Origin of the sequence: Celeribacter persicus (assembly GCF_003050785.1) — a bacterium.
Lineage (GTDB): Bacteria > Pseudomonadota > Alphaproteobacteria > Rhodobacterales > Rhodobacteraceae > Celeribacter > Celeribacter persicus.
Genome location: NZ_QAOH01000003.1, coordinates 147,222 through 160,026 on the forward strand (window position 1 = coordinate 147,222; position 12,805 = coordinate 160,026).

Here is a 12,805-nt window from a genome sequence, read left to right on the forward strand (position 1 = left end):
GGACAGTGCGCCCCTAAACCATCAGGATCTTCCCCGCGTCTAGAGAGAAGCCCCTTGTAAATCCCAGACGGCCAGAAGGGAATTTTCCCCAATCCGCATCAGTCGTTCGACACAGGCGGCCAAAGCCGTGCTATCGTCGGTCAGCGCCAGCGCACTCACATCGCCCACAACACGGGCGAAGGTGACCATTCCGATCTGCTCGGAAATCGCAATCATCGACCGCGCCGCCCGCTGCAACTCCGGGAGTTGACCCTTGCGATAGCTGCTTTCGACCTTGGCCAGCCGCACCGCGAGTTCCTCCATCGCACGCGACACCACCCCGTCCGCGCCGGAGGTTCCCAGTTGGCTATACAATTGATCCAAAAGATCACGATCCACCTCGACCGTCCCATCCGGTCGCAACTTCGACACCACCATGTCTCTACCCCACAAATCTCATACGCCCCCACGCGCTATGCAAAAACTTTGCAACAAGACCCTCTAGAAAAGGTTTAATGCAAAGCAGTTTCTCACTCGAATTCCCCGAAAACTCTCATTACATTCGCTGCAATTTGGCAGCCGATGTCTGAAAGGAACGTTTCACCCGATGAAATACGCACGCCCCCTTCCCAACTACATGGTTCAACGCTACCACGGCTGGAAAGCCACGACCTTCAACGACAACCGCACCTGGTACAAAAAGCTCGCGGAAGAAGGACAACGTCCCCGCGCCTTCATTATCGCCTGTTGCGACTCCCGTGTGCATGTGACCTCCATCTTCGGGGCGGATCAGGGCGAATTCTTCATTCACCGCAACATCGCCAATCTCGTGCCCCCCTTTACCGACGACGGCGACCACCACGGCACTTCAGCGGCGGTGGAATATGCCGTGACCGCGCTGAAAGTGGCCCATATCGTGATTCTGGGGCATTCCAACTGCGGTGGCGTTCAGGGTTGTTACGACATGTGCTCGGGCCATGCGCCGGAGCTCGAAGAAAAATCCTCTTTCGTCGGTCGATGGATGGACATCCTCCGCCCGGGTTATGAACGCGTCCTGGATGTGCCGGAAGAGCAGCGCAAAGACGCTCTGGAAAAGGAATCCATCCTGATCTCGCTTGAAAACCTGATGACCTTCCCCTTTGTCCGCGAAGCCGTCGAGAAGGGCAATCTCACCCTCCACGGGCTCTGGACGGATATCGGTGACGGCGATCTCCTGCAATACGATCCCGAAACCAAATCCTTTATCCAGGTGTGACCTTAGGCGACCAGTCGCAGGACGTTTTCGACAGCGTGCTCTTCGGTCAAAACGAAGGGCACGTTGGCCACCTCTTCCGGGTGTGGCGCTTCGATCAACGTTCCGGATTGCACCGAGGCGGAACGCACGAACATCGGTTTGCTCATCCGGGTCATCGCTTGACGGCTGGTCGGGCATTCCGTGGTGACGATCTCGTCCATTTCTTCCGGAAAGAACATCACGGCACCGTTCTGACACAGGTTCAGCGCGATGATGCGGCCTTGGCGGGCTTTGGCGATGTAATCGGTCATGGGTCTGTCCTTTCTCAAATCTTCGTTCAAGCGGCCAGCGCGAGGCGCACGCCGAGATCCGGGCGGTAGTCCGGATCGTTGCGACATCCCCCGAAAAGGACCACGTTCGAACGCCGCGTTTCCCGGGTCAGGTTGTGATTGGCGGGACGACCGGCAGCCTCGGAAACATGCACATCCCAGTTGAAAAGGATCGCCCCTTTGGCCTCAACGGAGCAGCCTGCGGTCTTCATCAGCTTGGTCATGTTTCCATCCTTTCGGTCCGTGCCCCCGGAACCCTTGAGAGCATGGGAGCACAGCCGCGCCTGCAGCGGAATTCAAGCATGGAAACAATTTGAGACAACTACCGGGCTTCGGCAGCCTTACAAAAAAATCTTCTTCAAAAACAGTATCTTAAAACCCCCTGCACCGAGAGTTTTCGAAAGTTAAAATTCTTCCCATCGGTGATGGGATGGTTAATTTCCATTAAGACTCGCAGCGCGGCGGAGGCAGCTTTGGGGCAGCTTTGTGACATGCCCGTTTTTGCCTCCACAGCTCCCGAATCGTACCCCAGCTCAAATGGAAAAGCGCGCCCCTCAGATGGCTTCACACATCGCTCATTGCAGTTCCTTCCCTTCCGGCCAGCGCAGGTTTTCGCTCAGTTCGATCTCCTGACGCGCCCCCGCATCAAGGTCGAAATGCCAGGCAAGCACACCGCGCTTGTCGTTCAACCCCTCCACATCCGGCGCGGGTCGGGCAGTCCAGTCGGTCTTCAGCTCGTCCTGCTCGGAGACGGACACCCGGTCCACGACCTCCACAGGCCAACTCCGCGCCGTGTGGTTCTCCACGCTGATGCGCCATTCACTCGCCGCTTCGTTGGACTTGGAAATCACCCCCCGATCACCCTCGTTGCGGGTCACAAGCACGCGCTCCACGGTAATCCCGTCCACCGCCCCAAAGGCCAGTTCGGTCTCTGCCCCGTTCACCACGGTCCCGAGCATCACCGTGCCAAGGCTCACACCATCGCGGATCAATCGCACCTCACCCGGCACCAGCATCTCACCGGTGTCATTGGCGAAAGAGGCCATGAGATAGCCGGTGTCCTCGTAAAGCGGCACGGCGCGCACCACGATCTCCGGCGACAGCGCGAGCGAGGACAGCATGAACTCGCGCCCCTCCGTTCCGGAATAGAGGCTGACCGGTTCGGGGGCGTTATAGGTCTGGCTGAGCCCGGTCAGATTGACCTGAATCTTGGGCGCGGTCTCCATGACCGGCGCCGCCGCGTCCAGTTCCATTACACCGCCCGCCGCCCGCATCAGGGGTTCGACCGGGCGCGGCTCGTAAACCCGGCGGACATACTCGTACACCTCATTCGGGGCCGGTTTGCGGTTCGGGTCGTCGGTGGCAAAGCGCAGTGCCACATCGAACCACGGTTCCCGCGTGCTCTGTTCGACAAAGACGGAGCGGACCAGATCCATTGTCCCGGCCTCCGTGTCGAGCCGTGCGGTGTAGCGCGGTTGCCAAAACGCGTCTTCGGACATGTAGGTGAAGCTGACATGCACCTCCCCGGCCTGCGCCACACTCACCGGCAGCGTGACCGAAATCCGATCCTCGGTATCTGGAACCAGAAGATCGAGCGCGATCCTGGCCTCCGTCAACTCCTTCTCAAGCCCTTCGAGCGCCTCTTCCGCCGCATCAACACGACGGGACGCCTCCAGACCAGCAAGACGCGCGGCCAGAGATTCCTCGCGGATCATCCGGGCGGTGGCAGCCGATTGCCCGGCATCCTCGCCCGCCGTCAGCCGTCCGAGATAGGCCAATGTATCCTCGACCGCATTCACCTCGAACCGGATTTTCTCGATCTCGGCACGCCGGTCGGCAATCTCTTTCTCAAGCGTATCGACACGCGCCTTGGCTGCTTTCTCCGCATCGGAGCGAAACAAAAGGGCCTCACTGATCGGTGCGGTGCCATAGGAAACCGGGCCAGGCTCGCCTCCCTCCACCCGGATTTGCAAACTCCGTTCGACCTCACCCGGATCGTAGCCAACGGGAATGTCGGCGAAGACGATCTCGTGCTGCCCCTCGGGCAAGCTCACTGTCGCATCCCGGGTGATCATCGCTCCTTGAGGATAGATCGTGGCCACCGTGACAAGACTGCGCGCCTCGAACCGCTCTGCAAAGGCCGGTAGCGCCATGAGTGTGCTTCCCGCCAAGCAGGACAGGGTCAGAATGGAACGGGTACTGAATTTCGGCAACATGATTTCCTCCTTAGCGGTCGGAGGAAAGGTCCAATGCAGAGCCGCTCTGTGCAAGGGGAATTCAGCTCTCGGCAAATTCGCATCACACACATGGCGAAACCTCGCCGATCCCCGACAACAGGTCAGGCGACGGTCTTGCGATCGCCTTTGTCCCCGTCGCGCAACTTGTCCCGGAAGGTTCTGCACAAATCTTCTCTGGTCGATTGCGGATGGAGCTTGGCCAATTCCTCCGCCCAGTCACCCAGACGGTCTCCCAGAGAGTCCGATACCCCCGTGTCAGTCTTTTTGATCTCGTGGTGACGCATTACGCCAAGGTCTATTTTCACTCGAAACATCACCCCACCCCTTCGTTGCATGGCTCTGTCGTCAGGATGAAAGTCAGCACAGCAACGCCACAGATGCGCCGTGGATGTGAATAAAATTTAAAGTTAACCTCCTCATCCACGCGCGCAGGCTGCAAATTCTGCTAAAATCCCAAAGCGTTGAGTGAATAAAACTTGAGGCTTTTCACGGCCAACTTCACCCGACAGGCACCCTCGCCAGCGTCGACTTCCCGGAAATGCCGCCATCATGCCCCTGATCCGGCGAATCGTGCCATGAAACCCAACGAAAAAGGGCGCCCACAAGCGCCCTTTCGTTAAGAGGTTCGTTGTCGCCTAGACGGTTCAGCCCTTTTTGAGGACCCGGCGCCCCAACAGCTCGGCAATCTGAACCGCGTTCAGCGCCGCGCCTTTGCGCAGGTTGTCGGAGACGCACCAGAGGTTCAGCCCGTTCTCGACGGTCACGTCCTGACGGATACGGGAGATGAAGGTCGCGAAGTCGCCGACGCATTCCACCGGCGTCACATAACCGCCGTTCTCGCGTTTATCGACCACGAGAATACCCGGCGCGGTGCGCAGAATTTCACGGGCTTCGTCCTCGTCAAGGAATTCCTCGAACTCGATATTGATGCTCTCCGAATGGCCGACAAAAACCGGCACACGCACGCAGGTCGCGGTGACCTTGATCGCGGGATCGACGATTTTCTTCGTCTCGGCGATCATTTTCCACTCTTCTTTCGTGTCGCCCGAGTCCATGAAAACGTCGATATGCGGGATCACGTTGAAGGCGATCTGCTTGGTGAATTTCGAGGGCGCGACTTCCTGCCCCGGCACATACATGCCCTTGGTCTGGTCCCAAAGCTCGTCGATACCTTCCTTGCCGGCACCGGAGACGGATTGGTAGGTCGACACCACGACGCGCTTGATCTTCGCGCGGTCATGCAGCGGCTTAAGTGCCACGACCATCTGCGCGGTCGAACAGTTCGGGTTCGCGATGATGTTCTTGTTCTTGTACATCTCGATCGCGTCCGGGTTCACTTCCGGCACGATCAGCGGAATGTCCGGGTCGTAGCGATAGAGCGAAGAGTTGTCGATCACGACACAACCCGCCGCTGCCGCTTTCGGCGCGTAGGTTTTGGTCGCATCCGAGCCCACGGCAAAAAGCGCGATGTCCCAGCCGGAGAAATCGAACGTGTCGAGGTCCTTGGTGGTCAGGGTCTTGTCGCCAAAGCTCACTTCGGTGCCGAGAGATTTGCGCGACGCAAGTGCCGCGATCTCGTCCACAGGAAACTCGCGCTCGGCGAGGATGTTCAGCATTTCGCGGCCCACATTGCCCGTGGCGCCCGCGACGACGACTTTATAGCCCATTTGGCACTCCTCATTCGTCCAGGGTGACTGGCGCAGAGCCTTACTGGAAAGGGGGCGGAGAAGAAAGAGGGTTTAGCGCCGGACGGCGGCTCTGGCGGCCGCAATTCGGGCCTGTGCGGTCTTTTGGTCGATCACCACGCCCGCAATCGGGTCATCCGATACGCATGGGAAATGGACCTGATCAAGATAGTTCATGAATGCGGCCCTGAGCGCGGGATCGAAAGAGAGTGATTCCGCCCGGTCGAGGGCCCCGCTCAGGGCCTCCGCACTGGCGGCCACTTCCACCAGCCCAGGCAGGGCGAAAAACGCCTCACCCAGCACGATCACCGGCTTGTCGTAGAAAAACGCCTGAAGACCGACGGAGGAATTGATGGTGATCACCCCACAGCTCGCACGGACCTGTTCGAACGTGTCGGTCTGGTTGTCCACCACGATCCGTCCCTTCGCCACCTCAATGGCACTGGCCAGAGGCCAGGCGAGCGAGGTCTTGGCGGAGGGATGTTCCTTGACCCGGATATGCCAGCCCTCGGGCAGGGAGGCCGCCGCCTTACCCAGAGCGGCCAACATGTTCGGCACGGAACCGACCCAGCCGGAGAACAGGGTGATCTGGCTGTCATTGGGCACTTGCAGCGGGACAAAGAGAAAGTTTTTTCCGGCCAGATCAGCCCCCGTTGCCTGTCCGACATCCGCGCGTCGCGAGACCCGTGCTGTCAGATTGGCCCCCAGTTGCCGCCAATCCTCTCCCTGTCGGTCCGGTCGGCCCGCAGCCCATGAGGTGTAAAACCGCGCATCGCGTGGCAGGGAGCCAAGCGCGTTTACCCCGGTATGATCGAGCTGCATCCGCCCCGGAAAAGGCGCAAGCTCGGCGTAAAGCGTCGGCACACCCGCATCGCGCGCGCCCTCCATGAACACCCGTCGCGAGCCTGTGATGCCGTTCCAGCACAGCGCCACCGTCTCGGGCTGACGTGTGAAATAGCGGCGCGATCCATTGTATTGCAGGCGGATCAGAAGGCGTTTGAGCGCACGCCCCACGCCTCCTTTCGGCTGACGCTTCGCCACAGCCAGCGCCGCATCGACGCGCGTGCGGGTTTCCGGGAAATCGCGCAAGGACATGGGGATCGTCCAGAGGACACGGGAGCCGCCATCGGCCGCCCCGACAGAGGACATGAAGCTGTCCTTCTTTTTCGCATAGCCCTTGAGATAGGTGATCATCGCGCCCCGCCTTTCCCTTCCTACCTATGTCAGCCGGGAATGCACGACAAGATCGCTCCGCATCACGGCATCGGATCGCGAGGGTTTGACAGCATTCACCCAAACTGCATCGCTGCATCACTGGCTGACTTATTTTCCGGTGGAAACCTCCCCGTCAGCCCCCACCCATCGGCACAGGCCATCACGAGCGGACGCAGGTTCTCGCGGTTCGATGTTTCAATCGCGACATGAATCTCACGCAACAGTTTGGCCACCTCGATTTCGCTCAACCGATGTTCCTCCGCCCGCAGAATCTTCGGATGCGGCGTTTGGCAAAGAGTTTCCGGAGAGACGAAAAGTTCCTCGAAAAGTTTCTCGCCTGGGCGCAAACCCGTGATCTCGATCCCGATATCCCCTTCCCCCGTCACGGGGTCCTTAACACGTCGCCCGGAGAGGTGGATCAGCTTGCGCGCCAGATCCATGATCTTTTGCGGCTTGCCCATGTCGAGCACGAACACATCCCCGCCTTCGGCATAAGCCCCGGCCAGCAGCACAAGGCGGGACGCCTCGGACACCGTCATGAAGTAACGCCGGATCTCGGGATGCGTGACGGTCACAGGTCCACCACTTTCGATCTGAGCCTGAAACAGCGGCAGAACGGAGCCGGAAGACCCGAGCACATTACCGAAACGCACCATTGAGAATTTGGTGTTGGGCGCGCGGGTCTGAATGTCCTGAACGATCAGTTCGGAAATCCGTTTCGTCGCCCCCATGATACTGGTCGGACGCACGGCCTTGTCGGAGGACACGAGAATGAAACGCGCGACACCTTCCTGCACCGCCGTATCGGCCAGAATTTTCGTCCCCATGACGTTGTTGCGCACGCCTTCGATCTCGTTGTTTTCGAGCAGAGGAACGTGTTTGTACGCGGCAGCGTGCAAAACGATTTCCACTTGGTGTTGACGCATCATCTGGCTCAGACGAATGGCATCGGTGACCGTACCAAGACAGGGCACAACCTCGACTTTGCAGACCTTCGCACGGGCCCGCAGTTCAAAATCCAGCCTGTAGAGATTATATTCGTTCTGTTCAAACAGAACGATTTTGGCCGGCTGACAATGGAGGAGCTGGCGACACAGTTCCGACCCGATAGAGCCCCCGGCTCCGGTCACCATGATCACGCGACCGGCATAGCTTCTGGCCACCTCTGGCGTATCGAGATCCACCTTGCCGCGACCGAGAACCTCGTCGGGGTCCACCGTCCGCAGCCGTGCATTGCCACGCTCGATCAGCATGTCGATGAAAGACGGGAGAATCCGAACCTCGACATTGGCGCTTGCGCACAGATCCACGATGGCATCCCGACGCTTTTTGGCACTGTCCGGCAGCGCGATGATCAGTTCAGAAATCGAATTTCGAAAAATCTCCGGGACCAGATTGCCGGAGGGCAGCACTGGAATACCGCCGATTTCCATGCTTTGCAGGGTGGGATTGTCATCGAAGAAGGCCACCACACGCCGGTCTGGAGACTGACCCAAGGCAGAGGCGAGCTGTACCCCCGCCGCCCCCGCGCCAAAGATCGCCACGCTTTTGCGTTTGTGCAGATGCCCCCGAAGCCCACCGAGGATCGACACGGCGATGGCGCGTGACGCCACCAGACCCGCGAATGCGAAAATGCCGAAGACCAATCCGGGTGCACCGATACGCTCCATCCCGAGCACAGTGCCCGCCCCCCAAAACGTCAGAGCGATCCCGAAGCTGAAACGGGCAATGTTGAGCAAGTCCCGTGCATTCAGCATCACAAGCTTGATCCGGTCCAATCGGAAGGCGGCATTCAGGGTCAGCCCACCGATCACAATCGCACCCGAGAGCCAGAGCGCATTTGCAGTCTCCCGGAAAGCTTCCATGCCGGGCAAAAGCTGAAGGCTCAGGATCAGGGAAAGCATCAGGACCGCAAGATCAGAGGTCAGAAGAAGCCCCCGGATCACCTTGCGCGGAAGGGATGTCAACCCAACGATCAGAACCTTTTTGTACACTGGAATGCTCGCCTGAATCTGTGGACCCTCCCCACTGTTCCGAGAGTACTCACGGCGAAGTTAAAAACTCCTTAGCCTCGGGAGAAAACTTCCAGATCAAACGCAGATAGTCGGCAGCCGCCTTGCAATTTGGCTCCTACCTCAGAGTCTTGCGCAGCGTGAGATACAGAATTTTCGCATCAAAACAAAGGTTTGAATTTTTCTGGTAGAGCAGGTCCAGCCGCGCTTTCCGGGGCACGCATCGACGGGAATACACCGCATCGGTCGCCTCAGGCGTCTTGCAAGGTGTCAGAAGACGCGCTTCGTGGGCATGAAAGATCAAGGTTGCAAGCCCCGTCACACCGGGCTTGTTGCGCAGCACTTCCCCATAGAGTTCCGGATAGCGCTCGACATAAAGCCGCAACGGCGGGCGCGGCCCCACGAAGGACATGTCGCCTTTGAGAATATTCCAGAGCTGCGGCAGTTCATCCAGACGGCTGCGGCGCAGAAACCGGCCGCTCCGGGTGATCCGGTTGACCTTGTCACCACCGGACACACCGCTGTCGCTCCCGGACACGGTCATGGTCCGAAATTTGACCAACCGGAATCCGCGCTCCGGCGTCTTCATCCGCTCGGACAGAAAGAACACCGGGCGCCCGTCACGGATCAGGACCAACAGCGCCAGAATCACGATGACCGGCGACAGCAACAGCCCGAGACTGAGCGCCAGAGCAATGTCGAACACGCGTTTGCCAAAACTCATACCATGGCCCTCAACACCTGCCATTCACGGACGATCTCCACCGCGCCGCCCGACAGATCGACGCCCGGACAGAGTACCGACAGCCGTGTCGTATCCAGCGTGATATTCTGATGCCCCGGATCGGTCCGCTTACACCTAACCCACGGCACCGCTGCCGCCTCCAGAAGATCGTTCATGCGCACCGGACGCCCCCCAGCCAGATTGAGTACCGGAGGAAGGGATTCCTGTGTCGCGATCAGGGCACGCAACACCGAAAAAAGCGTCATCGGCCCGATATAGGAGCGCTGCGGCCCCTGACCGTCGGGGAAGATATCCAGTGTCAGAGGATGAACTGAACGGCTCGCGGCATTGCGCAAGAGCATATCCGCCCCGGCGACATTGCCGATCCTCAGGGCGCAAATTTCGATCCCTTCGGTCTCGGCACGGCGGGCACAGAGGGCCTCCATCTCGACCTTCGCCCGACCGTAGGCATTGATCGGGGCAAGCGCATCCTCTTCATGAAATGGTTGCTCTCGCCCCAACCCGTAGACGGCGGAAGACGAGGCGACCAACACCCGCGGGATTCCAGCTTTGAGCGCTGCCGTAAGAGCATGATTCACGTTTGTAACGTGGGCCTGCATCGCTTCCGAGTCATCTTTCGCCCCAATTGCGCCGGAAAAGATCAAAAAGCGATCAAAGCCATGGCGTGCCTGCGCGGCGACCAAAGGTGCGGGATCGTTGAAATCGGACCAGAGAAAAGCCGCCTCATCCGGTATGTCCAGAGTCCGATACTGCCAAAAGAGCGCCACGCCATTTTCGGAAACCTGTCGTTGCGCCGCACGCAAAAGACGTCCGATCCGGCCGGAAGCCCCGAGATAAGCGGCATGGTGATCTGGCATAACGGGCCCCATGAAAAGCGACCTCATTATGCTAAAGCGTTTTGCGAACAATCTGAATCACAGATTTTCGGAAAACGTTGTGCAGGGCTCATATGTTCAGGGCCTTTTGCAACTGTTCTGTGCCTCAGATCAATTGCAAAAGACTTTAGACGCTTAACCGACAACAGGCCAGTCCGCCCGGTTCACCCGGTAAATTTTATCGGCAAACTCATCGGATAGCTGGCATCGGTCAATTCAGCAGGGGCCGCCGGGAACCGACCGACCCGTTTCACCGCCTCGACAGCCGCCGCATCGAGTGCCGGGTTGCCGGAACTTCTCGCAATACCGACACTCAACAGAGTGCCCTCGCGACTGACACGAAAACTCACGGTCACGGTGCCATCCCCATTACCACGGGGCACGCGTTTACGGCGCTCGATACGCGAACGAATGGTTGCGGCCCAGCTCGACAAGGCCGACTGGCGTTTCGCTGCACTCAGCCCCGCCCCCTGCGACGCGCGGGCCTCACCGGCCTGTTGCCCACCACCGCTACCCGCGGCACGGGTCTCCTGACTGGAGCGGTCGCTGCCCTGTACGGCTTGTTGCGCCCGCTGCGACTGTTGCGCTTTCGGGGCAGGTTTGGGCTGGGGTTTGGGCTGCGGCTTCGGCGGTTCCGGAGCCTTCGGCGGCTCCGGCGCGTCAAAGACTTCTGCCTGCTCGACCGGCTTCATCGGCACCGGCAGCGCCATTTCGCTTGGAGCCAGTTCAAGCTCCGGAATATCCGACAGAGGCTCCATCACAGGCTTGGGCGGCTCAGGAACCTTCGGCAGGTCAGGGGCCACGTCAGGAACTTCTTCCCAACGCTCAACCATCGCCGCCAGTGCCATGTTCGACGCCTGAAGCGACAGGAGGTCTTCGCCACCTTCGCCCGAAGCCGAAGTGCCTGCGGAATGATCCATGAGCACAACCGCCGCGACAGCGAGATGCGCCCCCAGAGCAAGGGTAACGAACAGTGCTCCTGTGAGCATTCGGTTCATGAGCCACCTCCCGTGCGGGTCACCAATTCGACCTTGGGAAATCCGAGCGCCGCCAGTTTCGGCAGGAGCGCAGCCAGCACCGAAGCCGGCACCTCGCGATCCGCGCTCATGGCGATGGAAGGACCGCTCGCCCCGATACATCCGCCATCGGCACAGAGATCAATGCGTTCAAGCTCCAACGCATGCAGCACCGCCTCTTCGCCCTGCGCGTCACGGAAGGCCAGCGTGCCGTCCTTGGCCAGATAAAGCGGCAGGGGGGCGGTGATCTCGGCTTCCGCCCCTGCCTCGGGCAATTCCAGTTCAATCGGATCGGGAGGCGCGATTTCCGCCGTCATCAGGAAGAAGATCAGCAACAGGAACACGACGTTGATCATCGGCACGACCGTCTCGGCCGGTTGCGGGCGGGGGGTGTCAGAAAAATCCATCGCTCACTCCACCAGAACCAGATTGGCAAATCCGGCCTCACCGAGCCATTCCATCACGCTCACCAACCGTTGCAGCGGCACTTCCACATCGTCGGGCCGCAGCACCACGATGTCGTCGGGGCCTTCCACCAGCTCTTTCAGATGCTCAAGCAAAGCCTCTTCGCCCTCGATGTTGCCATTGAGTTTCAGGTCCTCGACCCCGACACGAATCAAACGCGGCGGGCCGGAATAGCCCTGCGATGCGCCGCCACCCAATGTCAACGAAAGCTGCGCCGGAGAACCGAAGCGTGAGGCCAGCATGAAAAACACCAGAAGCAGAAACACCACGTCGATCATCGGCGTGAGCGACATGCGGTGTTTGCGCCGGGGCGCACCGAAGTCCATGGTTCACTCCGCCGCTTGTGCCATCTGAATCGTCCGGTCCGTCTTGGCCCGTGGACGCAGGAAGATGCGGGTCGCCATATCCTCGAATTCGTGGCGCAGGCGGTCGGCCACGGCCTCGAACCCGGTGAAGGCGATAGAGGCAGGGATCGCCACGGCCATACCGGCGGCAGTGGTCAGAAGCGCCTCCCAGATGCCACCCGCAAGCAACGCCGGGTCGGCCTTCGCCCCCGCTTCCTGAAGCGTCTGGAAGGCGGAGATCATGCCGAGCACCGTGCCCAGAAGACCCAGAAGCGGGGCAATCGTGGCAATCAGTTCGAGCGGGCGCAGACCGGAGCGGGCACGGGCGAGAAAACCCTTGGCGACACGCACGGTTTCAGCTTCGGCACCAGCGTCGTCATAGGCGGCATTGCGATGCGCCTCGAACGCGGCGCGGATGAAACGCGACCGCAACCCCTTGCGACCCGCAAGACGCGCCTCGGCCGCAGCGGTGTCCCCTGCAGCCCATAGTGCAATCGCCTCTTCTCCCGGCGTGGTCCGGCGCCAGGCGCCGAGATAAGCCAGATCCCAAAGCTTCCACAAGATCAGCGCCAGTGTGATCACGGACAAGGCCGCGATGGCCCAGATCGAGGGCCCGCCCTTGGCGAGAAAATCGAGAAGAGAAGAGAGAAGGGCCGAATCATCCATGTC

The 12,805-nt window shown here is 60.0% G+C and carries 15 protein-coding genes; 1 reads left to right on the plus strand and 14 read right to left on the minus strand.

Annotated elements, in window-relative coordinates; genetic code table 11:
• Nucleotides 1-39: 39 nt before the first annotated feature.
• Nucleotides 40-417, minus strand: a complete 378-nt coding sequence (locus C8N42_RS05420; protein ID WP_245889969.1) for a hypothetical protein — start codon at nucleotides 415-417, stop codon at nucleotides 40-42.
• 169 nt (nucleotides 418-586) lie between these two features.
• Here C8N42_RS05420 and C8N42_RS05425 point away from each other — a divergent pair, with 169 nt between their 5' ends.
• Complete coding sequence (locus tag C8N42_RS05425) at nucleotides 587-1,234, plus strand: carbonic anhydrase (protein WP_107815533.1); 648 nt, start codon at nucleotides 587-589, stop codon at nucleotides 1,232-1,234.
• A 2-nt stretch (nucleotides 1,235-1,236) separates the two neighbouring features.
• Here the strand turns inward: C8N42_RS05425 and C8N42_RS05430 are convergent, their stop codons facing one another.
• The 13 genes from C8N42_RS05430 to C8N42_RS05490 form a co-directional block, all read right to left on the minus strand.
• Nucleotides 1,237-1,524, minus strand: coding sequence for a hypothetical protein (locus tag C8N42_RS05430; RefSeq protein ID WP_107815534.1), 288 nt, complete (start codon nucleotides 1,522-1,524; stop codon nucleotides 1,237-1,239).
• Nucleotides 1,525-1,550: 26 nt separating this feature from the next.
• Nucleotides 1,551-1,766, minus strand: coding sequence for a hypothetical protein (locus C8N42_RS05435; protein ID WP_107815535.1), 216 nt, complete (start codon nucleotides 1,764-1,766; stop codon nucleotides 1,551-1,553).
• A 351-nt stretch (nucleotides 1,767-2,117) separates the two neighbouring features.
• Nucleotides 2,118-3,758: a DUF4139 domain-containing protein gene (locus C8N42_RS05440; protein ID WP_107815536.1), complete on the minus strand. Its 1,641-nt coding sequence runs from the start codon at nucleotides 3,756-3,758 to the stop codon at nucleotides 2,118-2,120.
• Nucleotides 3,759-3,880: 122 nt separating this feature from the next.
• The gene (locus C8N42_RS05445; RefSeq protein ID WP_107815537.1) at nucleotides 3,881-4,093 is read right to left on the minus strand and encodes a hypothetical protein; all 213 of its coding nucleotides are present in this window, start codon (nucleotides 4,091-4,093) and stop codon (nucleotides 3,881-3,883) included.
• Between the two features lie 330 nt (nucleotides 4,094-4,423).
• Entirely contained in the window at nucleotides 4,424-5,446 is a 1,023-nt protein-coding gene (locus C8N42_RS05450; RefSeq protein WP_107815538.1) for an aspartate-semialdehyde dehydrogenase, read from the minus strand.
• A gap of 72 nt (nucleotides 5,447-5,518) precedes the next feature.
• Entirely contained in the window at nucleotides 5,519-6,658 is a 1,140-nt protein-coding gene (locus C8N42_RS05455; RefSeq protein ID WP_107815539.1) for a capsular polysaccharide export protein, LipB/KpsS family, read from the minus strand.
• A 95-nt stretch (nucleotides 6,659-6,753) separates the two neighbouring features.
• The gene (locus C8N42_RS05460; RefSeq protein ID WP_245889970.1) at nucleotides 6,754-8,673 is read right to left on the minus strand and encodes a polysaccharide biosynthesis protein; all 1,920 of its coding nucleotides are present in this window, start codon (nucleotides 8,671-8,673) and stop codon (nucleotides 6,754-6,756) included.
• 136 nt (nucleotides 8,674-8,809) lie between these two features.
• Nucleotides 8,810-9,415, minus strand: a complete 606-nt coding sequence (locus C8N42_RS05465; protein WP_107815540.1) for a sugar transferase — start codon at nucleotides 9,413-9,415, stop codon at nucleotides 8,810-8,812.
• Nucleotides 9,412-10,293 (minus strand): NAD-dependent epimerase/dehydratase family protein, encoded by an 882-nt coding sequence (locus C8N42_RS05470; RefSeq protein ID WP_170109218.1) that lies wholly within the window; start codon nucleotides 10,291-10,293, stop codon nucleotides 9,412-9,414. Before C8N42_RS05470 ends, C8N42_RS05465 begins: the two co-directional genes overlap by 4 nt.
• Nucleotides 10,294-10,475: 182 nt before the next feature.
• A complete protein-coding gene (locus C8N42_RS05475) occupies nucleotides 10,476-11,309 on the minus strand; it encodes an energy transducer TonB (protein WP_107815542.1) in 834 nt (277 codons plus the stop codon).
• Entirely contained in the window at nucleotides 11,306-11,734 is a 429-nt protein-coding gene (locus C8N42_RS05480; protein ID WP_107815543.1) for an ExbD/TolR family protein, read from the minus strand. The genes C8N42_RS05475 and C8N42_RS05480 overlap by 4 nt, the downstream gene beginning before the upstream one ends.
• A gap of 3 nt (nucleotides 11,735-11,737) precedes the next feature.
• Nucleotides 11,738-12,118 carry an ExbD/TolR family protein gene (locus tag C8N42_RS05485; protein WP_107815544.1) on the minus strand — a complete coding sequence of 127 codons (381 nt, stop codon included), beginning with the start codon at nucleotides 12,116-12,118 and terminating at the stop codon, nucleotides 11,738-11,740.
• Nucleotides 12,119-12,121: 3 nt separating this feature from the next.
• On the minus strand, nucleotides 12,122-12,802 hold the full coding sequence (locus tag C8N42_RS05490; RefSeq protein WP_245889971.1) for a MotA/TolQ/ExbB proton channel family protein: 681 nt from the start codon (nucleotides 12,800-12,802) through the stop codon (nucleotides 12,122-12,124).
• Between the last annotated feature and the right edge of the window lie 3 nt (nucleotides 12,803-12,805).

Bases quoted from the DNA above. Each gene is read 5' to 3' on its own strand.
- C8N42_RS05420 (WP_245889969.1), bottom strand. From the start codon at position 417: ATGGTGGTGTCGAAGTTGCGACCGGATGGGACGGTCGAGGTGGATCGT.
- C8N42_RS05425 (WP_107815533.1), top strand. From the start codon at position 587: ATGAAATACGCACGCCCCCTTCCCAACTACATGGTTCAACGCTACCAC.
- C8N42_RS05430 (WP_107815534.1), bottom strand. From the start codon at position 1,524: ATGACCGATTACATCGCCAAAGCCCGCCAAGGCCGCATCATCGCGCTG.
- C8N42_RS05435 (WP_107815535.1), bottom strand. From the start codon at position 1,766: ATGACCAAGCTGATGAAGACCGCAGGCTGCTCCGTTGAGGCCAAAGGG.
- C8N42_RS05440 (WP_107815536.1), bottom strand. From the start codon at position 3,758: ATGTTGCCGAAATTCAGTACCCGTTCCATTCTGACCCTGTCCTGCTTG.
- C8N42_RS05445 (WP_107815537.1), bottom strand. From the start codon at position 4,093: ATGTTTCGAGTGAAAATAGACCTTGGCGTAATGCGTCACCACGAGATC.
- C8N42_RS05450 (WP_107815538.1), bottom strand. From the start codon at position 5,446: ATGGGCTATAAAGTCGTCGTCGCGGGCGCCACGGGCAATGTGGGCCGC.
- C8N42_RS05455 (WP_107815539.1), bottom strand. From the start codon at position 6,658: ATGATCACCTATCTCAAGGGCTATGCGAAAAAGAAGGACAGCTTCATG.
- C8N42_RS05465 (WP_107815540.1), bottom strand. From the start codon at position 9,415: ATGAGTTTTGGCAAACGCGTGTTCGACATTGCTCTGGCGCTCAGTCTC.
- C8N42_RS05470 (WP_170109218.1), bottom strand. From the start codon at position 10,293: ATGCCAGATCACCATGCCGCTTATCTCGGGGCTTCCGGCCGGATCGGA.
- C8N42_RS05475 (WP_107815542.1), bottom strand. From the start codon at position 11,309: ATGAACCGAATGCTCACAGGAGCACTGTTCGTTACCCTTGCTCTGGGG.
- C8N42_RS05480 (WP_107815543.1), bottom strand. From the start codon at position 11,734: ATGGATTTTTCTGACACCCCCCGCCCGCAACCGGCCGAGACGGTCGTG.
- C8N42_RS05485 (WP_107815544.1), bottom strand. From the start codon at position 12,118: ATGGACTTCGGTGCGCCCCGGCGCAAACACCGCATGTCGCTCACGCCG.
- C8N42_RS05490 (WP_245889971.1), bottom strand. From the start codon at position 12,802: ATGGATGATTCGGCCCTTCTCTCTTCTCTTCTCGATTTTCTCGCCAAG.